Origin of the sequence: Coleofasciculus sp. B1-GNL1-01, assembly GCF_040220235.1 — a bacterium.
GTDB lineage: Bacteria > Cyanobacteriota > Cyanobacteriia > Cyanobacteriales > Coleofasciculaceae > Coleofasciculus.
Map to the genome: position 1 here is coordinate 1 of NZ_JAVJTO010000135.1, position 25,259 is coordinate 25,259.

Genomic DNA, 25,259 nt, shown 5'->3' on the forward strand with positions numbered 1-25,259 from the left:
TTTAAACAGTGGTGTCTATGGCGTGAGAGCTTGTCAGATGAGGCTCAAAAAACAGTGGAGGTGCTGTTGGAAAAAGCAGGTACAAGTGATTGTGAACAAGCCTCAGTTGAACTATCGAGTCGCACTGAGCTTTCCCTAAACGGAAACCAAATAAAAGATGTAACTCCTCTCTCTGGATTTACCAATCTGAGGAGGCTTTCCCTAAGCGAAAACCAAATAAAGGATATCAGTCCTCTCTCTGGACTTACCAATCTGAATAGCCTTTTCCTAAGCGAAAACCAAATAAAAGATGTCAGTCCTCTCTCTGGATTTACCAATCTGACTTTGCTTTTCCTCAACGAAAACCAAATAAAGGATATCAGTCCTCTCTCTGGACTTGCTAATCTGGCTTGGCTTTCTCTGAGCAAAAACCAAATAGAAGATGTAAGTCCTCTCTCTGGACTTGCTAATCTGGCTTGGCTTAACCTCGACAAAAACCAAATAAAAGATATTAGTCCTCTGTCTAGACTTACTTATCTGATTTGGCTTTCCCTTGAAAATAATCCCATAGCACAGCAAACTTGTCCAGTCAATCCTCCAAGTGTTTGCGAGTTCTGATCATAACCAATAATTATGCTATTCCGGTCAAACAGAGGATACAAAGAACCTGTTTCAATCTGACAAGTCAGAAGTCACCTGAGTTCGATATTGAAAGAGCAAGCTAGAATGAAAGCCCCAAGGGTATTATTTTGACTTTCGTTTCGACTTCGGCGGTGTTCGGTGTGCGCCAAAGTATTTTTCACTGCGGTAGCGAAGCCACACTCGCAACACTTGGGGAATCTGTTCTTTTTGTTCTTTGGTTAGGGTATTATAAAGTGCTAAAGCGCGATCGCGTTCTCGGCGACAGGCAGGATTATTGTGAGCATCCCAGTAGCTACGGGCAACCCGAATCCGCCGACAGACTTCTTTGATCAGTGCTTTTCCGGTGAGGGGTTGTTTCTGCTTTGCCATACTTGAATCAGAATGCATTATATAATCTCAATTCTAACCTTACAGAGTATACAGACAGATTTCCGACAATCCTATTTTATTCTTACGCCAGTCCCATCTGCCATTGTTAGTTAGGTAATAATACAAAAATATTAAAATTCAACTTGGCTTGTGTAATTAATTGCACATTGAGGTTTATTGTGTTATGTATAACCAGAAATAAAATACTTGAATGAATATTTATAGTTTGCTATAATTAAATTGTGTTTTTATCCAAACATTGAACTGCAATAATCAAAGTAATTATAGATGTTTTTTGATATAAGGCTTGAATAAGTATTTATCTAAAGGATTAAACATAAGTAAAAAATGTGTTTATTTAAATTGTTAAGAAGTTTTGATGTTATTAAACATATATAAGCATACAATTATTTCTTTGCATAAATTAATTTGCTAATTGACTATACCAATGCGGAAAATGATAAAAAAAGTAGCCGATGATATGAGCTTGAGAGAAGTAGCGGAATATTTAGGAGAATCCAAACATTGGCTCTATAAACTTGTTAAGAGGGGAGATATTCCTGGACAGAAGGTAGAAGGACGCTGGAAATTTAGTAAAAAGGACATTGATCAATGGCGAGACAAAATACACTTGAATCAGCATTCTCAATCTAATCGAAAGCGAATAGTTAAAGCTATTGTACAACGTCAGCATCTCAAAGAGGTACGTTTTGATGATGATACAACGACTCTCTTAGTTGCTCGTTCTGCTTGTGTGGCTAAAGATGATTGGGTAGAGCTTACGGAAGATAGTGCCTGGGTTCTGTGTAAAAATGGTTCAGCTAAAATTTTTCCATATTATGCCGCACGGGAGCAATTACAGGTGGGTGGTTTGGACTTAGAGTTTTTAATCAAGGAAATTACTGAACCCGAAGAGTTAACGGCTTACCAAGCACTGACTCAGTTTCACTATCGGAGCCGTACACTGTATGGTAGGACAGCACCACTAATTATTCGCAACTTTCATCCAATTTACTCAAAGGTTATCGGTTACATTGAACTTACCAGTTCATTTTATATGAACAAACCTCGTCGAGCTATTTTAAATGCCCCATTTCAAACTCAATGTATTTCCTGGGAAGCTTGGGATAAGACTGCTGCACGTAACTCTATTCACATAATCGTTCGCATCGCCCGTTGTGTGATTTATCCAGAGTTTCGCGGTTTGGGTTTAGGACAACTATTAGTCAAACATGCAGCAGAGTTTGCTCGCCATCACTGGCAAATAGCAGGATTAAAACCTTACTTTATGGAAATTTCGGCGGATATGCTGAAATTCGTACCCTTTGCGAAGAAAGCTGGCATGACTTTTATCGGTGAAACGGAGGGTAATCTCAAGCGAGTAGCTAAAGATATGGCTTATTTGCTAAAAAATCAGGAGAGAGTGCAAAACGGTGAAATTGTCAATAAAGAAAATTCATTGGGAATTGTAGATCAGCAAGTATCCCGTATGAAACGAGCCGCTAATCTAATAAAAAAAAGGGGTTGGTGTTTGGAAGAATTTATAGGTCGTCTAGAGGATTTATCCCATAAATCTGTATTAAAAGACTTTAATATTTTTCATGAGATTGTTAGTCTTCCTAAACCAACTTACTTACAGGGATTAATTCCAGAAGCAGAATTTTTTCTACAGCAACGGGTTGCCGAAATTGCTCCTCAAAACAACTATATTTTTCCGTCAATAAAACTAGAACCTATTCAAGAGGAAATATTTTTGCATAAAATATCCCTAACTTACCAATCCCGCGTGCGCCGTACACAGCAAACTCATGCAATTCAACAAGCATTTAGTATCTCGCCTGATGACATATCTCACACAGTTATACGAGATCTATCTGTAAATATCAGTCCGGGAGAGGTTCTTCTAATAACAGGACCTTCAGGTTGTGGCAAGACTACTCTTCTGAATCTTTTGTCAGAGGGAAAACATCAAGAATTGGCAGGAGATGTTCACTTTCCAGACAACTACTGTCCTGGCATTTTTCAACCTGTTCGCTCTCAAAAAGCGGTGATTGAGCTGCTAGGCAAACAAGATATCCAGGCTACCCTTCATTTAATGGGACTTGTCGGTCTATCTGATGCATTTGTGTATCTCAAGCGTTTTGATGAATTAAGTAACGGTCAGCAGTACCGAGCTAATCTCGCCTTACTCATCAGTGGGGGTTACAACGTCTGGATTGCTGATGAGTTCTGTGCCAATATGGATGCCGTTACTGCAAATGTTGTCGCTGACCGCTTACAGCGGATTGCGCGACAGTTAAAAGCTGTACTGATTGTTGCCTCGTCGCAACCAGCAATATTTGCAGCAGCACTTTGCCCTGATAAAGTTGTTCATTTGACTACTGCTTGGGAGCATCGAGTCATGTCTGGAACCGAATTCGTTCGTTCTTTTCCAAGTCATCATCGCAAAAGTGCTGCACAGACTCTCAGCATATCTACTAAATATCTCCCAGCGATCCGTTCGGGGCGGAAATGCACTACTATTCGCCGAGGTCGCCCATCGATTAGTAAAGGACTGCTTCTGTTGACTAGCAGAACAGACGTTGTGCCTGTAAACGTTACGCAGGTTAAGTCAACACGCTTCAAATCCCTGACTGAGGAAAATGCTCACAAGGATGGCTTTAGGAATTTGAGCGAACTGAAAATTGCACTGCTGAAACATTATCCGAATCTGAGCGATAATAGCTGGGTAACGATTGTGTCCTTCGATGCGCGGTGTGGTATTCGAGATTCCTGAGCAGCAGGGTTATTTTAAAATTACTGATTCAAAAATCCTGGAACTATTACTCTGTCTAGGTTACAGGGTTAAATTACCAGCTCCCACCAATTCTAGGCTGTTACATTGAAAATATAGGAGGGAATTCTACAACTAAATCCTCATATTTATCAGTTAACAAGATGTTCTGGTCATGGGTAGCAGAAGCCTTAGCTTCACTGTCAGGATGTGAAGATGATATTTTCCGGAAATTCTGGAATCGGAGACGGTTAAGATTCACCGATCTGGCAGTAGATGACATAGATAAATACAATACCCGTTTAGTGAGCGCTGCAATTCGCAGACGTGAAGGCTTGTTTATTGTACTTCCTGATTTCCAGCGCTACAGAGCCGCCCTTCTGTTTGCCACCGCCTTGATTCGCTACTGCCGAGACTCTCGGCAACAGCTTACTGATAAAAATACTCAGCATAGTTTGCGAGTGGTTTACTTTAGCTCTACAGTAGGCATTCGAGAGCAGCTTCGGCAAGTTAAAATTGGGGACAGGGGCAAAAATTTGGCTGATTTGTTTCCACAAGAGTATTTAGGACGGCGCAATGCTATCCGTATAATGCCGAGTAAGATAAAATCTCAGAAATTTAATTTGCCGGAAGTTGTGACGGTCTATGCACCCGTTGATCCGATAGCAGTTCTGGAGCAGTATCGACCTGAGTGGATTGCTATTGACTGCGGCGATACAGAAAAATTTCACTGGTTGTTACCGCTGTTACAAAACGCAGCTCAAAAGAACATACCAGTTATCGCTTGGAGTCAAAACCCTCTGTCACGGTGTTTAGTAGATTTTTCTAGATATAGTCGCCTGTTTAAGTGGTCAACTAAACTATCTTTAAAGCAGGGTTTCACGGCTCAAATACAGGAAAGTATAAAAAACAGCTTACAAGAAAGCACAACTACTGAAATTCAACCTTTTGTTTTGGAAGGTACACAAGCTCATTCATTGTCAGTTTATTTCCAAAGGGTGAACTATCGACTAGCTTCCTGCACTCGCGGCTTATCTGGACGTTTGGATAAAGATACATTAAGACTTCATTGGCAGTACCTGCGATCGCTAGAGTCCTTGGCAATACCATTTGAATTCTACGAGTCAGAATCAAAGATTTTTTGGGGTATGAAGTCTTTTGAACAATTGCAAAATGATTGTGAACAGTTCCGGAATGCCTGTTACAAAAGTTATCCTGAGATAGCAATCAAGCTGGAAGAGATCAATGCTTTACTGGAGGTGGCTAGCGAGCAGATTCAAACTAATGGTTCACCTATGTGGTCTGCTTTATGTAACCTTTTAGAGGAAGAACCTGCAACAGGAGAAGCACGGATAATAACTTTTACTAGCAAAGCTAGAAAGCAACTATTTTTATTGACCCTCTTAGCACTTAATGACCGAACAGAAGAAGATCTGCGCCTTGCTAGAACCTGGATTTTCAGTTTAGATGAACTTAACAAACTATTGCGACAGCAAAATGAGTTAGACGATACAAAAAAGTTTGAAAACTCAATGACCATAGATAAAACGCTAGATTGGCATCCTCTAATAGTGGGTTTACCCAATTTTAGTGCAAGATACAAGCTTTTGCCAACATTGCTACATAAAAAGCTTGATATATTGATCCACCATCACCAAACGTCTGCGCTAGCCTATCAAACAGATGAGTGGTCAAAGAAGCTTACTGTTGATTTGTCTAATATTACAACAGTTTTGAGTGAACTTAGTGGGATTGTCGCACCAAAAGAGCTGCCAAATATACCATCTAGAATAAGAGTCAATGAACTCATCGGTTTAGATGCAATTAGCGCCAAACAAACAAAATATTCAGGAGCGAAGCTACTTTGGGAACCAGACGATCCAGTGACTGAGGTTGCTCGTTTATTGCAATTGGATGAACAGATAGATGAAAATGAATTGATAACTATTGGCTCAATTCAGACCGGAATCGCCAAACCTACAGGTGGAGTGCCAGAATCTTGGTGTAAAAGTGCTGTGGAAGTTCATTTTGACCAAGGTTGGTACACTTGCTTTGCACCAGATGAGACTATTAAAATTATTGGGGTGAGCTTATCCAGTCATAAGACTCACGAACGTTATGTGCGATCGCTAAAACCTGGAGATCGCGTTGTCGCTATTCCTGGACAGCGACGGCAAAGTCTCTACGACCTAATCATCTCGCGTGTACATGGGCATCCCTCTATTGAGTTACATCTAGCACTCATCCGTCGTTGGCAAGAAGATTTTATGGCAGCCTATAAGCGTTGGCAGCAATACGGAGTCAGGAATTTGGAAGAGTTGCTCTGCCAGATGCAAGAACGTGGTACCTCTCTCACTTCCTCTTTTACGCTGCGTCAGTGGCTCTGGGGTAATACACTATGTCCCGATGACCCTGACGACCTTTATCGTTTAGCAGAATTGCTTGACATGGACTTTGTGCGTTCTTACTACCGCAGAATTTTCCAAGCTGCCAAGCGTTTGCGAGGTTTACACCGAGCGCTATCACGTCGTTTAAATAGCTGGTTAGAACAGGAAGCTACAGGTTGGGTTGGCAAAAACGACAGAGACTTAATTGATGCTGAATTGGGTTTAACTTTTAGTGACTTCAGAAATTCGCTGCTAATTTTGCGGGTTGAGGAGGTACAGATTATTAAAGGTTTATTTTTACGTGACAGTTTAGGGAAATTTGAGAGGAATATTTAAAAATGGCTAATCCAACGGAAGAAACAGCACTAGCAGAATACTTATGTGAGCGAGTCCGCGATCGCGCTTCTGGTCGCAGTGAGAACGAGTGTATTAGGAACTATCCTCATGATGTGTATTTTATCGGTAATCTAAGACCTCGACCAGAAGATAACGAGGAACAAGAGCAGGATGCGGGACATCTGAGAGAGCTGATTAATAAATTAGCTCCTGTCGCTTTTGGTGCTGAGTTTCGCTTTCAGCCTGAGAGCGATGAAGTAGAAATAACTGTTAAGGTTAAGGTCAGATGGGCTTGCTACTACAGGGTTTTCCCAACTCTGGATCAGCAGCGATCGCATCAGCAACAGACTGAACCATCAGAGAAAAAGGCGGAGACAGTCAAAGCTGACAATAATATTCGAGGAACAGAGACAGCCGATCCTGTTCAGGCTGCTTCAGATAGCCAATCTACAACAGATCAGGAAGAACCTAGCGAAGAAGATAGCACAATAGAAGCTGAGAGGGAAAAAGAAGAACGACTTGCTGAGATAGAGTCGCCAGAAGTAACTGAGTCTCAACGCGATCGTCGTCGCGGAAGAACTCCAAAAGATAGATTATTTATTCGATTTCGCAAGATTGACTGCCAAACTATAGGAATAGTGACTCTACGTCGCAATACTACTAGCGAGTGGAGTGCCGATCATAGTAACTTAAAAGCTGCATTGGATGAAGAAACTAGGCGAGTACAGGAAGTAGCTTTAAATGATCCCGAACGCCTCCGCACTGCTGGTGTTACTGATGCTCAAGTCAATGTTCCTGAGACTGCCTTAGTTTCTGAGGCAGACTACAATGCCTTTATCCAGTCACTCCAAACAGACGTAGTACCTGAGTGGCGTTGGGAAGTTAGCTCAGAAGTGCGTCCGAACGATGAAACCGATTTAGCTGACCAAGTAGTTTCAATAGAGTTTGTGAACGCTTCACCTAGACAAGCTCCACCTCCTCCAGCACCAGATAACCCGAATATTGAAGCGTTCTTATTTGATGCACGCACTCTATTCCAGTTTCAAAACGCTACTGTATTGCCTTTTGAATTAGAGTTAGCTCCCCGTGGTTTTCGGTATGACCGAGATTTGTGGGGTCGGGGGTTTAACTGTGCCGTAGAGCGCAGGGAGAAGTGGGCAAATACATTCTCGACGACTCACACGCCAATTTACCGCCAGATGCGGTATGTTACGCAAACTCAACCACAAGCTCGCTTTGAAGACCTTTACCAAAATCCCTTACCAAGGTTAGAGGCTATTCTCAATGCAATGGAGGCGTACCGACAGGAATGGTTTCAGGAACGGCAAAGATATGTCAGTAGCGACCCTAATTGGGAAGCTGAATTTGGAAGTGAGTTTGACCGCGATCTCCAACAATTTGAGCAAGAAATCAGCCAATTTAGCCGTGGCTATGAACTCATCCGAGATGACCCAAATGTACTCCTTGCTTTTAAATTAACTAACGAGACCTTCCGACGCTTGGGCGCTCACCCTGACAGGCGCAAACGTAAGGATAGCTGGCGTTTATTCCAGATTGTTTTTCTAGTCAGCCAAATTCCTAGTATTGCCGCTTTAGCCCATCCCAATAGCCCAGATGCTAGTGAACGGGAAATGGTAGACATTATCTACTTCCCTACTGGCGGTGGTAAAACGGAAGCTTACCTTGGCACGATAGTTTTTCATTGCTTCTTTGACCGTTTGCGAGGTAAAGCTGCCGGAGTTACAGCCTGGACACGATTCCCATTGCGTCTATTAACCCTACAGCAGACCCAACGCATGGCTGATGTAATTGGTGTTGCTGACTTAGTGCGGCGAGAACAACAAGACCAACGCTTGAGTGATCGAGGTGTAGATGGATTTGCTGTTGGTTACTTGGTCGGGGCTGAAGCTACTCCTAACGAACTTGTAAATCCCAGCTACCGTTATGCCAATGCAAAAGACTCTGTGAACTGGAGTCAAGCCAGTGACGCAAATGCACGTCAACGCTGGAAGCGAGTGATTTCTTGCCCCCACTGCCGCACAGCAAGGGTGCATGTAGATTTTGTCCCCAAGACAGTGCGTGTCATCCATCGCTGTACTGAACCAACCTGCGCTTTCCCAAATGGGGAGATTCCCATTTATGTTATAGACAATGAAATTTACCGCTACCTGCCCAGTGTAATTGTCGGAACGATTGACAAACTTGCTAGTTTGGGAAATCAGCGCAAGCTATCACAAGTATTTGGACAAATAGACGGACGATGTACCCAACACGGTTATTATAAAGGTAAATGTTGTCAAAAAGAATGCTCAGGTGGGCAACTTTTACAACCGAGAAGACCCCGTGGCTTATCTAGTCCTACGCTATTTGTACAAGACGAGCTGCATCTGCTCAAAGAGGGATTAGGAACATTTGACGGTCACTATGAAACCTTTACCCAACAGCTTCAACAAGAATTTGACAGAAATGCTCCTCCCCTGAAAGTGATTGCTTCCTCAGCAACTATCGAAGCATTTAGAAGGCAAGTTAAACACCTTTACGGACGGCATGAGAATCAAGCTCGTGTATTTCCTGGTTTGGGTCCGACGCTTGGAGAATCATTTTATGCTCAAACACTGGATTACCCGCAGAGAATATTTGTAGGCATCATTCCCCATAACAAAACCATCTTCAATACGATTTTAGAGCTAATTGAGTTATATCACCGTGAGGTACAAAATTTAGAACGCCTTTCCTCCGGTACACCTAATCCCTACGGCGGCAATATAGATCCTGGAACCCAAGACTGGCACGAGTTATTAGATCTGTACATCACTTCTCTTACCTACTTCCTCGCTAATCGAGAATTAGACTCAATCCGCACTGACTTAGAAGGAGATGTAAATCCCAACTTACAGAGGGATGGCTTCCAAATTCTGGAAATGCCTCAATTAACTGGCGGAACTAGCACTGATGAAGTGACGAGTATTTTAGAAAGGCTAGAACGACAAAATCGCTCAAACCCAGGTGCTGATGCTGTTCTGGCAACGAGTATGATTAGTCACGGTGTCGATGTAGATCGTTTTAACGCCATGATTTTCTATGGAATGCCACGGCAGAATGCTGAATATATCCAAGCATCTAGCCGTGTTGGACGTTCCCATGTGGGAATAGTTTTTAACTGCCTACATCCAGCACGAGAACGAGATCAAAGCCACTATACCTACTTTTCAAAGTTCCATGAATTTCTCGGTCAACTGGTAGAGCCAGTTGCTATCAACCGTTGGGCAAAATTCAGCATTGATCGCACACTACCAGGACTGTTTATGGCAATGTTGTTACAGCTTATTGCTAATCGCTCCGGTGAAAGTAACCCCAACCGTTACTATATGTTGGATTTTGTGAAACAAAAAATTACTGAAGGCAGCTTAAATGAAAACAATTTTGTTCCCATTTTAGAGCAAGCCTATCGTGTTGCAGGTGGTAATAGAGTCAACGAACAAGCTTTTCGCAATCAAATCAGGCTACAAGTACAACAGTTTTTGGATCAGATTCTCGGAGCTGGATCGGGTGAAAAATTTGTTTCTGGAGTTCTCATTCCCAAACCTATGACTAGCTTACGGGATGTCGATGAGGCAATTCCTATCGAATTAGATAGTACGGGGACTCAATGGGCTACACGCTCTGGCAACCGCTAATTGGAGAAAGCTTATGGGACGTAAAATGAATCGAGGAAAGCAGCAAGTGCTATTCAACTACCTCCCTGGTAGAACTTTTGATTTTGAGGGTGGTACAATCGCCCGTGTGAAAAGTATTCGAGGTCTTCAGAACAATGATTTGAATATTGAGATACTACTCCAGAGAATAGCCGCAGAAGCACGACCTTGGCCGCAGGAGTTTCGCCAAGCTTTAACAGATAGGATTTTAAGCGATCCAAGTCGATTTGTATTATTGGAGCCGAAGAACGTAGAAGCAGAGCTGTTCCCAAAAGTCTTTTGGTGTGACAACCGCAGTTGTGGACGAGTCTTTGACTACAGTAACAGCGACGAATTACCGGGAGCAACTTGTCGGACTTGTCGGACAGGAAAGCTAGTTCAACTGCGCTTTGTGAAAATACACCGCTGCGGTGAGTTGAAAGAGTTATCTCCCCCGTTTTGCCAGCGATGCCATACATCCAACTACATGGCTCTAGATACTCGTCGTAGTGAACGAATTTCAAATTTTCGATGGATTTGCCGTCAATGTGGTACGAAACGGACACTCTTCTCTGGCTCTTGTAGAGCATGTCAGCAGTGGTCAGGGGAGAATAGGATGCAGAATATGAGTATTGAAGTCCATCGAGCTGGGCGTACTTTCTACGCTCACACTACTACCCTACTCAATATCCCGAATCGACAGTTGGAAGGATTTTTCAATCTTCAAGAGTGGTCTGCGATCGCCGCCGCCAAATTTTTCGGTCTACCGGAAGTAGCTAACCGCTCTTTAAACGATTTCAATCAATCAACCTCTAGTCAAGAACCAGCATCAGATCCAGGACTTTCTGGAGCAGATTTGGATGAGCTGATGCGGCGACAAGCTAGTGGTGAATTGACAGCAGAGCAGATGGTAGCGCAAATGGAAGCCTTGCGACAACAGCGACGACAAGAACAGCAGCAAAACTCACCTGTAGCTATTGCCCAGCAACTAGAGCAAAGAACAGGAGTATCCATAGCTACTTGGCAACAGGCGGGACAAGAAATGCTAGAGGCTTTAATGCCTTTAGAGATAGGAAATCCCCGTAACTTATTTGATCAGTCTTCCTCCGAATCGACGGTACAGCTTGCCCAACGCATGGGGCTATCGCAGTTAGCCCTAGTAACGGACTTTCCGATGATTGTAGCCACCTATGGCTATAGTCGCGTTGAGTCTGCACCAAGGAGAAATCCAGCAGATCCGATTCAGTGTCAGCTTAATCCATTTCCACCACAGCGAGACTATGGCGGCAAGTTTCCTATCTACGTTGATCAGGTTCAAGCTGATGCCTTGCTCTTGAGCTTGAATCCAGAGCGTGTCCACGCTTGGCTTGAGCGCAACGGCTTTCAGCCACAAAACATTCCAAACGGAAGTGACTCTACTCTTGCCCGTCGTTCCTATTTCGTGCAGTTATTTGAAGATGCACCCCTGCGCCAAACCTTGGATGCTACTCGTCCCCAAGCACGGATGGTATTTGGTCTGTTGCATACTCTCAGCCATCTCTGTGTTCGACAAGCAGCATTGCTCTGTGGGCTTGACCAAACAAGCTTATCAGAGTACCTATTACCCCGTACACTAACATTCGCGATTTACTGTAACCACCGCTTTGGTGCGACAATTGGTGCTTTAACAGCTCTATTTGAGCAGTCTCTAACAGAGTGGTTAAACGCTGTGCGAGATGCACGTCGCTGTGTCTATGACCCAGTGTGCCGTGAACGAGAAGCTAGTTGCCATGCTTGCACCCACTTGGCTGAAACGAGTTGTCGTTTCTTTAATCTGAATCTGGGTCGTTCTTTTCTTTTTGGCGGTTATGATCCCAAATTTAGACAAAACATCACAGGCTATTTTGATCCCTCTTTGTCTTAAACTACTCAATGGCAAGTAATTTTGAGCCTCAAGTTCAACTGGTCATCACTGCACCTGAACCTTACGGAGCTGCCTTAGCGTATCGGATGCGTTGCCGAATGACGCTGGGTGTACTGACGCAACTGCTGGCTCAGGCAAAAAAGTACGTAGTAATTGCAGCACCTTTCATGCAAGCGGGATATGGTTTATCAAGGGGAGCATTGGCGGACGCTCTAAGAGCTGCCCTCCAACGCGGTGTCAATATCGATGTTGTTAGCACTGGACGGAGCCTGCAAACTCTAGATATGGATTCACTGCGGAAAGATGTTCGGGGGAACTTGAGGTTATTCCAACCCAAGGCGAACATAACAGATGAGTATCGCCTTGGTTCCCATGCAAAATTTTGTATAGCTGACGGCGAAAGGGCTTATGTTGGCAGTGCCAATTTGACAGGTCCCGGATTGTCTGAACACCTTGAAATGGGATTGCTTGTACAAGGTGATGTAGCACAGCAAATTGATGAGTTTTGGAGGTATTCTGTTGAAATTGAGATGTTTGTGTCTGTATGGTGAGTAATTTAAGTATAGATATTTTTAATTTTGAGTTGGCTGGACTAAAATCAGATACAGCCTTTTTCCTACCACTCAATCCATCAGTCTAGAACGAAACGCTTGAACTGCTGATTGAGTGCGATCATCCCCACGCAGTTTATCTAAAACATTTTGGACATAGTGTTGTACTTTTTCCGTTGACATATCTAACTGTTTAGCAATCAGGTTATTATCATACCCCTCAATAATTAACTGTAAAACCGTTAACTCCTGTTCCGTTAAAGGACAAGTAGCTATCAGTTGTTTGGAATCGCGAGGAGCCGCTTGAATGGGTTCTATATCTTGGGCGGCGGCTATCTCTGGTTGACTCTGAAGCAAGTTAGTATTTTTTAGAACAATTTTAGCAATTCCTGGGTCAAGCCAAACATTGCCACGATGGGTTAGTTTAATCGCGTTTAATAGCTGCTCAAAGTTAATTGTCTTCATGCAATAGGAATTCGCCCCGGCTGCTAAAGCTGCCATGACTGCTTCTTCGTTTTCCTGTAAAGTTAAGATTAAAATTTTTGTCGAACAATCGGGATGATTCGCTTTAATAGTTTGAAAGCGTCGAGTTAACTCGATGCCATCCATGTCAGGAAGTCCAATGTCAACAATTCCAATATCGGGTTGAACCCGTTCCAGTAAGCTTAACCCATCAGCACCATTGGCAGCTTCACCTACCCATTCAATTTCATGACTCTCTTGTAAAGCGGTTCGGAAGCCTATACGAGTGAGTTCATGGTCTTCAATTAAAACGACTCTAATTTTATTCATTATCAATCAGAATTTATGTCCAGGTACTTATCTGAGGATGAATGGTGCTGACTGAGGGCTGGTGGGTTTCGACTTCGCTCAACCCACCCTACGGTATGTCGAGGGTTTTGGTGTCTAAAGGGAAATCAGGCATTGCCATGCATCTTAGCGTACCCTGGAAGTCAAAGCGCGATCGCACTCCCGTAACTGCTACCCTTAGGCTAGGCGTCTCTAGACTTTCAGAATCTTGTACCCTGAAGGGTAGAACAGTTATCTATCAACACAGGAACCGCTATGCAAAAGTACCTCCCTTTAGTTGCTCGGATTTTTCTCTCCGTTATTTTTATCAAGTCGGGGATTAGTAAAATTTTCGGTTTCGCTGGCACTCAAGAGTATATGGCTGCTAGCGGAATTCCTTTGGCGGGTATCGTTCTCGTTCCGACTATCCTTGTATTAGTGGGTGGTGGACTCTCGGTTTTATTCGGTTACAAAGCCCGTTTGGGAGCCTTATTATTGATTGGCTTTTTAATTCCCGCTACCTTGATTTTTCACACCCAGTTTCCTGAAGAAGAAAATGCCTTTTTCAAGAACTTAGGCTTAATGGGCGGATTGTTGATGGTTGTTGCATTTGGTGCAGGTGAAATTAGTTTGGATGAACGCAGCGAATCCTCTTCTATGCAGTCGGCGAAATAAGTAGGTGGGAACAATTAAAGTTAACGGTGGAGATCGTCATTCGTCCTTCGTCATTCGTCCTTTGTAAGGGTTTGATGTTTTTTAACATAACTTCATAAGGTTGAGTTTATTTCCACCAACCTACTTAGTTTGGTCATTTGATTAGCATAAACTGAGGAATAGAAAGGAGGTGCAAGCTGTTCAGCATTTCAATCTTAATAAAATAATGGCGAATTTCTTGTAATGCGTTTAGCGAAGCCATGCCGCAGGCTTTGCATCTTGCTCGCTACTCATACCAAATTTATCGCTACTCAGACCAAATTTAAATGTATGACAGATTATTGGTAATTAACTGATGAGAAAAAATCCGCGATCGCACTTCAATATCCGTTACTATGTATGGAGGAAATACCTCCGAATTTTCAGGAGAAGACAATTATGCCAATCCAAAGCCAAAACACAATGGGAAAAGTTTTCACCCAATTGACAATTATTAACCGAGCTGACCAAATTCGGGCAGAAGATGGAACAATTTCACCTGAACAAATTCGGTCACTCACGCTGGAAAATGTATTGGTAGACACAGGAGCTACGACTTTGTGTTTGCCATCTGATGCAATTGCTTCACTGGGACTAAAAATCCTCAAAGAAGTTGATGTCGCGACAGCCATGGGTATTGGCAAAGCCCGAATTTTTCGAGATGCTACCCTATCTATCTTTGGTAGAGAAGGAACCTTTGAGTGTTTGGAATTACCTGGTGGTGCAGACGCGCTTTTGGGCGTGATACCGTTGGAAGCATTGGGGTTAGACATAGATGTGCAAAATCAAACCTTGAAGCCGTTACCCATCAGTCCAACAGATACCTATTTGACGATTTTGTAGGAATCTATAATTAATGGAAGAAGCTGGAAAACATCAGTTGGGTTTCGACTTCGCTCAACCTAACCTACTTAAGGATTCTAAAACCTTGACCAATGACCAATGACAAATGACCAATGACAAACCTTTATACCCTTGAGCTACTGTATTAATCCAAACTGCCCCAACCCTGAAAACTCAACCACTCAAAACGTCTGCCAAACCTGTGGCGCACAACTTATCCTCGCAGAACGATATCGTCCGCTGCGACTTCTGGGTGCTGGGGGATTAGGGAGAACACTTTTAGCCGAGGATAAATCTCAACCCTCAACGCCTTACTGTGCCATCAAACAATTTTATCCCCAAGGACAAAACAGTTCCCCGAAAGCTGCCCAATTATTTCATCAAGAAGCGGAACGCTTACAAGAATTAGGCAATCATCCCCAAATCCCTGCATTCTTAGCCTATTTTGAGCAGGATAATTGTCAATACATTGTCCAGGAATTTATTGATGGAGAGAATCTAAATCAAGAGTTAGCTGAACTCGGTGCTTTTTCTGAAAAGCAGATTTGCTCTCTGCTGACTGACTTACTCCCCGTACTAAACTTTATTCATCAAGGCAATGTTATTCATCGAGATATTAAACCCGAAAATATTATCCGGCGGCGTCGCGACAATAAATTAGTTCTTGTCGATTTCGGGGCGGCAAAATATGCCACCTGGACAATATTAGCCAAAACCGGAACAACCATTGGTTCTGCTGGATATGCTGCACCGGAACAAACCTTTGGTAAAGCGGTCTTCGCTAGCGATATCTATAGTTTGGGCGTTACTTGCATTCACTTGTTAACTCAGATGCAGCCCTTTGATTTATATGAACCGCTCGAAAGTGGGTTTATCTGGCGACAGTATTTGGTCAATAATCCCGTCAGTCAGAACTTGGCTGAACTTCTGGACAAAATGATTGATCCAGTGATGAAACAGCGATATCAATCGGTTGAGCAAGTTCTCCAAGATTTCCAAAATTTGGGAACAAATCATGTCACGATTAAACCAAGTATTCCATCACAACCCCTAAAGGTTAATGCATCACTGGTTAATACAATTTTGGGTCATACTGGCAAAGTCTCCACGATAACCTTCAGCCCCGATAAAAAAAGTCTGGCGAGTGGTAGTGTTGATAAAACGATTAAACTGTGGCAAGTGAGTATGGCATGGGAAATTCGTACATTTGGGGGATGGTTTTCGGGGAAGCATCGTCAAGAAATAACCTGTCTAGCATTTAGCCCCGATGGAAAATATCTAGTCAGTGGAAGTCGGGATGAAACCCTAAGATTATGGCAGGTACAAACTGGAAAACAACAGGTTAGTCTCAAAAGTCATAACGGTGGCGTGGATTCAGTCGCCTTTAACCCCAAGAAACGTCTGTTGGCGAGTTGCGGTAGAGATAACAAAATTCGGATTTGCCAGAGTCAAACGTTGAAAACGATACAGGTTTTATCAAGTCATTCCAGTGGATTTAATTGTGTCGCCTTTAGTCCCGATGGACAAATCTTGGCGAGTGGGAGTGGGTATCGAACCATTAAGCTGTGGTACGTTCCCCACTGGCAAAGGTTGGGAACTCTAGCCGGACATATCAATTCCGTTGATGCGATCGCGTTTAGTCCTGATAGTATGATTCTAGCTAGTGGCAGTTCAGACGCGACGATTCGGTTATGGGATATTCGCACTCTGACTCAAACCGCCCTAATTCAAGGGAATTTTCCCCAAGTGGGTTCCCTCGCCTTTAGTCCCGATGGGCGTCTCCTCGCCAGTTGCGGTGGTGATAACAGGATTAGGATTTGGGATGTTGCAACTGGACAAGACTGTTGTACTCTCGAAGGACATACGGACATCGTTCAAGTTGTGGCATTTAGCCCCGATGGACAAACTTTGGCGAGTGGTAGTTTGGATAAAACGATTAAAATTTGGCGTGTTTGGTAAGAATTGTCATTTGTCATTCGTCATACTCGCTTTCGCGAGAAGCAAGCTACGTCATTCGTCATTTAGTCGGGGCGGGTGTAGGGTGCGTTAGCAAAGCGTAACGCACCATTTCAAACGATAGTCGTGAAACCCGCCCCTACATAAGAAATGGGGTTTGGAGACCAAACCCCTACAACTCCCATCTCCCTCATCTACCTGTTCCCTTATAATATGACTCAACCCATCAATCTTTTCGAGTACGAATCATTAGCCCATCAGAAGTTATCTCGCATGGCGCTGGATTATTACGCCAGTGGCGCTTGGGATGAAGTAACGTTACGCGATAATCGGGCGGCGTTTGAGAAATTCAAACTATGTCCCCGGATGTTAGTTGATGTCAGTCAGCGAGATTTAAGTACAACGGTTTTAGGGCAATCTCTCTCCCTACCGATTCTAATTGCGCCGACGGCGTTTCAATGTTTAGCACATCCAGAGGGGGAAATCGTGACAGCAAAGGTAGCGGCTAACGTGGGTTCTGCAATGGTATTGAGTACCATGTCCACTCAACCCTTAGAAGAGGTGGCATTGACATCCAAACAGGTGCAGTCAGACTCTCAGACGGATAGTCATTCTCCATTATGGTTTCAACTCTACGTCCATCGCGATCGCGCTTTGACTCAAAACTTAGTTGAACGGGCGGAAGCCGCCGGGTATAGCGCCATTTGTCTGACTGTAGATGCGCCTGTTTTAGGATGTCGAGAAAAGGATAAACGCAATCAGTTTACCTTACCCCTGGGGATGCAATTGGCGAATTTAGTCCATCGCGATATTCCGGAAATTGTCGGCGAATCGGGGTTATTTGCCTATTTTGTCCAACAGCTTGACCCCGGCTTGACATGGCAGGATTTGGAATGGTTGCAGTCCTTGACAAAATTACCCGTTATTGTTAAAGGAATTCTACGCGGTGATGATGCACTGCGGGCAGTAGAACATGGGGCAAAGGCGGTGATTGTCTCCAATCATGGCGGTAGACAATTAGATAGTGCGATCGCGTCAATTGATGCGCTTCCTGATATTGTCGCGGCTGTCGGCGATAAGGTTGATATCCTCATGGATGGAGGGATTCGCCGTGGCACAGACGTACTCAAAGCCTTAGCATTGGGGGCGAAAGCGGTACTGGTGGGGCGTCCAGTGTTGTGGGGATTAGCGGTGGCGGGAGAAGCTGGCGTGCAGCATGTCTTGGAATTGTTGCGGGATGAGTTGGATGTAGCAATGGCGTTGAGTGGTTGCGCCAAGGTACAGGATATTGATCAGAGTTTACTCACGCAATCCTTGTAGTGTGAGCATCTTGCTCACTACCTAGGGCTTGCTGCCTAAGTGTGTAAGGTAGACTAGATAGGGGTTTCAAGCCATTTTTTGACCCAACAAGTGCTTTCGTTTTTACACTACCACTCTCTTGCATCCTGGAATTTTTGCCGACCTCAGCGCCGAATTTTCCCTCGACAGAGGGTTAAAACTATTGCAAGAAAGCCCATTGCCTATTGCCTCTCCCCACCACAAGACTTATTCAGCAGACCCTACCTATACCCAATTTAAATGCATGACCAGACAAACTTATTCCCCTTCCCTGGTAGGGAAGGGGTTGAAGGTTAGGTTGGTAAGACTATTGAGCCGACTTATCGAACTGTGTTACGCTTATCAACAATAACAACGTCTGGATCTTTATCGCCTTCTAGATCATGAGCTTCAACAACTTCTCGATCATGTGTCCTTGGCTGCTTAGCCGTTGACACAGGCTTTTGTTCTACATGCGTTTCTACATGTTCTTCTTTCAGGTGAACGTTTTCTTCATGCTCATGTTCAACCTGTTCAGGTGCCTCAAAGATTTCTAATTCTTCTGCATGGCGATCGCGCATAATTGAGGCAGCATGTTCTACTTTCTCTTCACTGCCGCTAACCATCAACAAATAGTCGCCAGCTTTGACGCGCTCATTGTACACCTTGGCTTTTTCTTCCGGAATACCCAGACCAATCAAAGCGCCAACAATACCGCCTGTTGCTGCACCAACTCCGGCTCCGGCTAAGGTTGATCCTAACGCCCCTATCTCGGCTCCGGCGGCGAGGATTGGACCAACACCAGGAATCGCCAGTACACCGACACCAATCAAGAAACCACCGACACCACCAAGAAGAGTACCCGTAGTCGCACCTATACCAGCTCCTTCTTTGGATTCATTCCCTTGTCTTTCGGTAATTTCCTTGGCGCCTTCCACATCTTCGATATTCCGCGCTAGGAGAGAGACTCTCTCCATATCAAAATTCGCATCTTTGAGCGCCTGGATCGTATCTTGCAGATCTCCGCGCTTGGGAAAAATACCAACAACACGTTTGTAGTCACGGGTTTCGGGTACAAATTTTTCTTTTTCTAACATTACTGTTTCCTTTGAATAAATTAAACAACTTTAGGCTTGACTTAGCCCTTTTTTTGTTTTGACTAAAGCTTTCTGAATTAAAGACAGAAGCCAAACAACTCATGTCACCATTCATCTTTCCAGACGAAAGTCTTATTTGTTATCCACAGCAGAAGGAAAAATATCTTCGGCTACGATAACGGGTCTGTCTGTATATCTAGACCCAAACTCTTTAATCTTTTCCGCGTCCCAACCGAGGTCAGAATCCTGCAACAGCTTCGGGTCAAACTGACGCGCTACACCCGTCACGGTGACTCTTTCGCCGTCTTGAACAACGCTATCCTCCGCTTTAAGATTGCGATTGACACCAATCACTAAAACGCCGATATCATCTATCCAACCATCTTCAAATAGAGAGATTGAACTGGGAGAGTAAATATCTCTAACATCACCCTCGACAGCAATAACTTTGTCGAAATAACCTGTGGGTGCTTCCGCTAAGTCTTGAGGAGTCGGTGCAAGGGCGAGGGATTCAGCGATAATAACAGGTTGATCTTCATACTCGACATATTCGTCACCTAACTCTACACCGTATTCGGTTTCGATATCGGCAATTACTAATTGCGCGACTTCACCCGTTACTTGAATCGGCATCTCTTGCTCCTCTGGAAGCTCGAAGGGAGCTTCTGTAAGATCTAGAATCAGAATAGGTTCGCTGCCAAACTCCTCCGCCTGTACGAGATAGCCAAAGTCACCCACTTTTTGTTCGACGATGTTTCTAATCGTAACCTCTTTTCCGATAATGTCTTCGGTATTTTCAGCAACGTCCTCAGTGGTAACGTTGGTTTTTCCCTCCTGAATTTCCTCATTATCAGTAGTGCAGCCAGGAAGCAGCAAAGCAGTTAGAGCGAATGCGATCGCGCCTAAGTAAGTCCCTGTTCGTTTAGTCCATAAGGGGACGGAGTCTCCTTGATTTAACATCTATTATTCCTATTTCTAGAACGAAAATTGCTGCTTATCATCGCAGCAAACCCAACCCTCTAACTCGTTGACAGTTAGATGGGGGTGGTGTAAAACGTTAGTTTTAGCGTTTTACCTAATGCACTAATCTAGATTCGCTCTAAAAAATCCTTTTTGTATCTATCAGGAGAGTGACTTTTTCCCTCTGACTAATTGCAGAGTATTCCGGAAGCTTGAGCGGTTATGCCTTTTCAGTATAGGCACAGGGGAGATTGAGGGTGTCATTGATTTCTGCCATAATGATCGGAATGCAAGCACTCAACACCCTAGCTCTAACTCTCATTTTAGGCGTCACCGTGACGGTTGCGCCATTTGCCCAACCCGTTCAGGCACAACCCTGGCGTCCAGTGCGTGGTAGTATCCTGTTTGGGATTAGTGGCATGGCACTCCTCGAACAGCACGAGGATTCCACCTCGTTTCTCATCGTTCATGATAATAAAGGGGTAGGGGAAGGGCGTCTGGCGATGATCAAGGTTATCGGCGAACAAACCCCTGAATATTTGCCGATCAACTGGTCAAACCAACCTTTACCTGTAGATTTAGAAGCACTCACGGCTGTTCCTGGACAATCGCCACCCACATTTATGGCGTTAACCAGTTCGGGAACAGTCTATCATTTCCGGCTCAGTGGCAATCATCAGGATGTGTCTGTTTTAAATGTATTTAATTTGCCCAATTTGCCGGAAGGAACTAACTTAGAAGGATTTGCCTTGCAACAAATTGAGGATAAGCTGCTCGCAGTTTGGGCGCATCGAGGTAACAATGAAGAACCCGGAGTCCTGTACTGGGGATTTTTGGACTTGGAAACTAATGAGATTACGCCTCAAGGTTCAGCTCGTTTAACGGTTCCGTTTCCGGTAGGTAATGTTCGCCATCTTTCTGATATAAAGGTTGATTTAGCCGGTATTGTTTACGTTACCTCGGCGTCCGATAACGGGAACAATGGACCATTCCAATCTGCTGTTTACGTGGTTGGTGGTTTGAGTTTACAGGATAACCGCATTGTATTTCGTCAAAACCAAGCACTGATTCCTATTTATCGCTTGAATTATCACAAAGTAGAAGCGATTGAACTCGTACCGGGTACAGCCGGAGGAATATTTTTAGGAACCGATGATGAAAATATGGGTTCATCGGTTTGGGGATTGGATGGAATATTTTAGTCCCTTAGTTTTCAAGGCATTGATAAGCTGTTCGGCATTTAAACTTAATGTCAAGAATTGCGAAGTCGTTGGTGTGCGTTTAGCGAAGCCATGCCGCAGGCTTTGCATCTTGCTCGCTACTAATACCCAATTTAAAGGCATGACAGCTTAACCCGTGGAGAGGGCGGGTTTTGTTGAACATTTATTGGTAGATATCTGAATTGAGTCCCTAAACCCGCCCCTACAATTCACCAACTGCTCTGACGCAATCAACACTTTATTTACTCGGTTCAATTTTTTTAAACACTTTCAAAATTAGTAAAATAAATAGGGAAGAAATTAAACTCAAACCCCATAACCCACACCCTGCCGCAACTCCCAACCCTGATGACACCCAAACCGCCGCCGCCGTAGTCAGTCCTCGAATTCTATATCCTTGTCGCTGCGGCTGAGATTCTTGTACGATCACTCCTGCACCTAAAAATCCTACGCCACCTACAATGCCTTGAATCACGCGAGGAAGTGCGTCTGCGCTTTGTTCAGCAACACCAATTAATATGGGTATCAGCGTAAAAAACGCCGAACCAAAGCTAACTAGGATATGGGTTCTCAACCCGGCTGGTTTATCTTTAATTTCCCGTTCAAAGCCGATAATACCCCCCGCGAGTAAGGCAATACCGAGTCGGAGTGCTATCCCTAACCAATCGTTTGGCGCAAGTCCGTAAATGTTTGACATCAATTGGTATTTCCTCAACTTACTCTTTTGAGTATAGTTGGAGATAAATCACCAAAGTCGATATTAACTCCAGTGAGAGGGGTTTAATTGAAAAAATAACCAATAACGGCTCATTTTTCCTCATTAATCACAATCTGGGGGGATATGCAGAGATTCTATTGGGAAATCTTGCCAGTCAAGGCTGGTTGGAGTTACTTCCAATTCGTTTTGTTAGCTTCAAGGAGATCAATCTATCGATTGACAGCAATGATCGAATTGTTTGGAGAACAGCTCAGGCAAATCAAATGATTCTGCTGACAGCCAATCGGAGCATGAAGGGGGACTTTGATCTACTGTACTTTATTACAGCGCTTTGCGCTGTAACTGTCAGTCAGCTTTAGCTGACTTGAGCTTTTAGCCTTGGGTTTAAACCCAAGGCGGTTTAACATAGAGCTGGAGTTGGTTTTAATCCAAGGCGGTTTAACATAGAGTTCGATAATGATTAATTTGAGGTTCCTTTAGAACTGACGTGACCAATCTTTAAACCAGCGTTCGACCACCACTTTGGTTTGCGTAAAAAACTCCACAGCCTGTCGCCCCTGTCCATGTAAATCCCCATAAAAACTATTTTTCCAACCACTAAAGGGAAAGAATGCCATCGGTGCGGCTACGCCAATATTAATGCCAATATTCCCCGCTTCGGCTTCATACCGAAACTGTCGTGCGGCGGCACCACTGGTGGTAAATAAACACGCCATATTGCCCCATTGACCCCCATTCACTAATGCGATCGCGTCTTCAATGGTGTCCAGATGCATTAAACTTAACACCGGACCAAATATTTCAGTTTGAGACAGAGAACTGTCGGGGTTGACATTTTCCAGGATTGTGGGTCGAATAAAATTCCCTTGCTCATACCCGGAAATCTTCACCTTGCGCCCATCGACTAATACCTTAGCGCCTTCATCAGCGCCCTGTTGAATCAATCCCTCAATCCGGGTTTGACTATCGCGGCTAATCACGGGTCCCATTTCCACCCCTTCATCCAATCCATAGCCAACGACACGAGTTTGAGCCGCAGACGCGATCGCATCGGTGAAACTATGCCGTGCTTCCCCCACAGTAACGGCTACAGACGCCGCCAGACACCGTTGTCCGGCACAGCCAAAGGCACTATCGGCTGCAATTCGGGTGGTCATTTCCATATCCGCATCCGGGAGGACAATTAGGGGATTTTTCGCCCCACCTTGACATTGCACCCGCTTGCCGTGGGCGGCACCTTTGCTGTATACATACTGTGCTACCGGGGATGATCCGACAAAACTAATGGCGCGAATTTGGGGATGTTCTAAAATCGCATCCACGACGGTTTTCGCCCCATTCACCAGATTCACTACCCCTTTCGGTAATCCCGTCGCTTCTAACAACTCAAACACCTTTTGCATCGTCAATGGTACTTTTTCCGAGGGTTTAACGATACAGGTATTCCCGCAGGCGATCGCATAAGGTAGAAACCAGAAGGGAATCATACCCGGAAAATTGAACGGCGCAATAATTGCGATGACTCCCACCGGTTGACGAATCATGATTTCATCAATTCCCCGCGCCACATCTTCCAGGTTATATCCCTGCATTAGCATGGGAATACCACAGGCGACTTCCACGTTTTCAATTGCCCGTCGTAATTCAGCTTTTGATTCCTTGAGGGTTTTGCCGCATTCTAAGGTAATTGTGCGGGCTAATTCGTCTAAATTCTCCTCTAGTAAAACCTTGAGTTTAAACAGATATTGGACTCGGGTTGGTGGAGGAACCCGCCGCCAATCAGAGAAAGCCACCGCCGCCGCCGCCGCCGCCGCGTCTACATCATCTTGAGGCGACAAAGGAACTTGGGCTAAAACATCAACCGTAGCCGGATTAACAACATGAAGCGATTCCGTGGCGCTGGATGGACACCATTTGCCATTGATATAGTTCGGTAACAGATTTTTTAGATGCACCGTTGGTTCTCCAAAAAGGGCGAGCAAGGGGAGCTGGGGGAGCTGGGGAAGCAGAGGGAGCTGGGGAAGATGGGGAAGCAGAGGGAGCTGGGGGAGCAGAGGGAGCTGGGGGAGCTGGGGGAGCAGAGGGAGCTGGGGGAGCAGAGGGAGCTGGGGGAGCAGAGGGAGCTGGGGGAGCTGGGGAAGATGAGTAAGTTAACTCAAAACTCTACCTTACCTATTGCCCATTGCCTATTGCCCATTGCCTGTTCCCTGTTCCCTGTTCCCTATTCCCTGACGAATGACAAATCACCGATCAACAACATTCAAGCGTCGAGTAATCATCGTCATCCCATCACCCCGAATCAAAACGGCTGAAATCCAGCGATCCTGGGGAGTTAAGGGCGCTCGTCCCACTTTAAAAATTCCGCCTGCGGATAGTAAATCCAATTCCAAGTCACTGGGTTGGCTGTAGCGATCGCCATTGATCGGTTCTTCTAAGGCTGTTCCCAATAGTAGATTATCCCCTAGGGGTTCTTGGACGATCGCATCAAAGTTAAACGACTGACCAATACGCACCTGTTCTGGTAAAATCACTTGCAGGTTGGGAGGATTGACGCCAGAGGTTAGTTGGGAACGTTCTGCCAAAATTTCCGAGGAGACAATTTTTTGGTTTTCGTAACGTTGGCGCGATCGCAATGTGGATTCGAGTTTCATCATCGTACCGTCGTTGGGCTGGGTTCCGGTTACGGTGGTGACTGTCTCCGCCACAATCCCATCCCCTTGATTTTCCCAAGACTGTAACTCGGTGCGATACGTCAATTGAGGATAGCGTTCCCACAGTTGCTTCAGCGCTTCCTCCATCTGGGCGTGAGTCAAACCGTCAGAATGTTTGAAATCCTGGCTATAGAACTGCATCACACCCTGCACATCCCGGCGATTTGCTGCCGCATCGATTTGCGCCAGGAGTTCTCTTAGCTGAGGTGGGGCGGTTGCGGGATCTTCGGCTTTTGCCACTGTTGCCCATCCCAGGGTTAAACCCAGGGTAAAGCACAAAATCATTGACCCGTTCAGGGAATACGCCTTAGTTTTCGCACTCAAGGAACCTGACTTGTCAC

General features: G+C 44.6%; 19 protein-coding genes and 1 pseudogene. 13 read left to right on the forward strand and 7 right to left on the reverse strand.

The window, feature by feature from the left end:
* The coding region (locus RID53_RS31395) for a leucine-rich repeat domain-containing protein (protein WP_446391832.1) at positions 1-597 on the forward strand (597 nt) is incomplete at its 5' end.
* Positions 598-723: 126 nt separating this feature from the next.
* Here the strand turns inward: RID53_RS31395 and RID53_RS31400 are convergent.
* Complete coding sequence (locus RID53_RS31400; protein ID WP_044204786.1) at positions 724-990, reverse strand: hypothetical protein; 267 nt, start codon at positions 988-990, stop codon at positions 724-726.
* Positions 991-1,447: 457 nt separating this feature from the next.
* Between RID53_RS31400 and RID53_RS31405 the strand changes: the two genes are divergently transcribed.
* From RID53_RS31405 to RID53_RS31425, 5 genes are all read left to right on the forward strand, one after another.
* A complete protein-coding gene (locus RID53_RS31405) occupies positions 1,448-3,766 on the forward strand; it encodes a GNAT family N-acetyltransferase (RefSeq protein ID WP_446391833.1) in 2,319 nt (772 codons plus the stop codon).
* A gap of 161 nt (positions 3,767-3,927) precedes the next feature.
* The gene (locus RID53_RS31410) at positions 3,928-6,486 is read left to right on the forward strand and encodes a DrmE family protein (RefSeq protein ID WP_446391834.1); all 2,559 of its coding nucleotides are present in this window, start codon (positions 3,928-3,930) and stop codon (positions 6,484-6,486) included.
* A 2-nt stretch (positions 6,487-6,488) separates the two neighbouring features.
* Entirely contained in the window at positions 6,489-10,163 is a 3,675-nt protein-coding gene (locus tag RID53_RS31415; protein WP_446391835.1) for a helicase-related protein, read from the forward strand.
* A gap of 13 nt (positions 10,164-10,176) precedes the next feature.
* Positions 10,177-12,063: a hypothetical protein gene (locus RID53_RS31420; protein ID WP_446391836.1), complete on the forward strand. Its 1,887-nt coding sequence runs from the start codon at positions 10,177-10,179 to the stop codon at positions 12,061-12,063.
* Between the two features lie 8 nt (positions 12,064-12,071).
* Positions 12,072-12,614: a phospholipase D family protein gene (locus RID53_RS31425; protein WP_446391837.1), complete on the forward strand. Its 543-nt coding sequence runs from the start codon at positions 12,072-12,074 to the stop codon at positions 12,612-12,614.
* Between the two features lie 72 nt (positions 12,615-12,686).
* Here RID53_RS31425 and RID53_RS31430 read toward each other — a convergent pair whose 3' ends face one another.
* Complete coding sequence (locus tag RID53_RS31430) at positions 12,687-13,406, reverse strand: response regulator transcription factor (protein WP_446391838.1); 720 nt, start codon at positions 13,404-13,406, stop codon at positions 12,687-12,689.
* A 273-nt stretch (positions 13,407-13,679) separates the two neighbouring features.
* Here RID53_RS31430 and RID53_RS31435 point away from each other — a divergent pair, with 273 nt between their 5' ends.
* The 4 genes from RID53_RS31435 to RID53_RS31450 all read left to right on the forward strand — a co-directional run bounded on the left by RID53_RS31435 (position 13,680) and on the right by RID53_RS31450 (position 18,215).
* Positions 13,680-14,078 carry a DoxX family protein gene (locus tag RID53_RS31435; protein WP_446391839.1) on the forward strand — a complete coding sequence of 133 codons (399 nt, stop codon included), beginning with the start codon at positions 13,680-13,682 and terminating at the stop codon, positions 14,076-14,078.
* Positions 14,079-14,495: 417 nt separating this feature from the next.
* A complete protein-coding gene (locus tag RID53_RS31440) occupies positions 14,496-14,939 on the forward strand; it encodes a retroviral-like aspartic protease family protein (protein WP_446391840.1) in 444 nt (147 codons plus the stop codon).
* 132 nt (positions 14,940-15,071) lie between these two features.
* Positions 15,072-16,898, forward strand: a complete 1,827-nt coding sequence (locus RID53_RS31445) for a protein kinase domain-containing protein (RefSeq protein ID WP_446391841.1) — start codon at positions 15,072-15,074, stop codon at positions 16,896-16,898.
* Between the two features lie 210 nt (positions 16,899-17,108).
* Positions 17,109-18,215, forward strand: a complete 1,107-nt coding sequence (locus tag RID53_RS31450) for an alpha-hydroxy acid oxidase (RefSeq protein ID WP_446391842.1) — start codon at positions 17,109-17,111, stop codon at positions 18,213-18,215.
* Positions 18,216-18,553: 338 nt separating this feature from the next.
* Here the strand turns inward: RID53_RS31450 and RID53_RS31455 are convergent, their stop codons facing one another.
* Together RID53_RS31455 and RID53_RS31460 are read right to left on the reverse strand one after the other, a co-directional pair.
* Complete coding sequence (locus RID53_RS31455; RefSeq protein WP_446391843.1) at positions 18,554-19,309, reverse strand: histidine kinase; 756 nt, start codon at positions 19,307-19,309, stop codon at positions 18,554-18,556.
* 132 nt (positions 19,310-19,441) lie between these two features.
* Positions 19,442-20,269, reverse strand: coding sequence for a hypothetical protein (locus tag RID53_RS31460; protein WP_446391844.1), 828 nt, complete (start codon positions 20,267-20,269; stop codon positions 19,442-19,444).
* Positions 20,270-20,556: 287 nt separating this feature from the next.
* Between RID53_RS31460 and RID53_RS31465 the strand changes: the two genes are divergently transcribed.
* Positions 20,557-21,471, forward strand: a complete 915-nt coding sequence (locus tag RID53_RS31465; RefSeq protein ID WP_446391845.1) for a hypothetical protein — start codon at positions 20,557-20,559, stop codon at positions 21,469-21,471.
* A gap of 256 nt (positions 21,472-21,727) precedes the next feature.
* Here the strand turns inward: RID53_RS31465 and RID53_RS31470 are convergent, their stop codons facing one another.
* Positions 21,728-22,186, reverse strand: a complete 459-nt coding sequence (locus RID53_RS31470) for an MgtC/SapB family protein (protein ID WP_446391846.1) — start codon at positions 22,184-22,186, stop codon at positions 21,728-21,730.
* Positions 22,187-22,281: 95 nt separating this feature from the next.
* Here RID53_RS31470 and RID53_RS31475 point away from each other — a divergent pair.
* Positions 22,282-22,518, forward strand: a pseudogene (locus RID53_RS31475) (ACP S-malonyltransferase); the annotation flags it as partial.
* Between the two features lie 165 nt (positions 22,519-22,683).
* On the opposite strand, the gene RID53_RS31480 reads toward RID53_RS31475, so the two are convergent.
* Positions 22,684-24,162 (reverse strand): CoA-acylating methylmalonate-semialdehyde dehydrogenase, encoded by a 1,479-nt coding sequence (locus RID53_RS31480; protein ID WP_446391847.1) that lies wholly within the window; start codon positions 24,160-24,162, stop codon positions 22,684-22,686.
* A 2-nt stretch (positions 24,163-24,164) separates the two neighbouring features.
* On the opposite strand from RID53_RS31480, the gene RID53_RS31485 reads away from it, so the two are divergent.
* Entirely contained in the window at positions 24,165-24,356 is a 192-nt protein-coding gene (locus RID53_RS31485; protein WP_446391848.1) for a hypothetical protein, read from the forward strand.
* A gap of 94 nt (positions 24,357-24,450) precedes the next feature.
* Here RID53_RS31485 and RID53_RS31490 read toward each other — a convergent pair whose 3' ends face one another.
* Positions 24,451-25,242, reverse strand: coding sequence for a YybH family protein (locus tag RID53_RS31490; protein WP_446391849.1), 792 nt, complete (start codon positions 25,240-25,242; stop codon positions 24,451-24,453).
* Between the last annotated feature and the right edge of the window lie 17 nt (positions 25,243-25,259).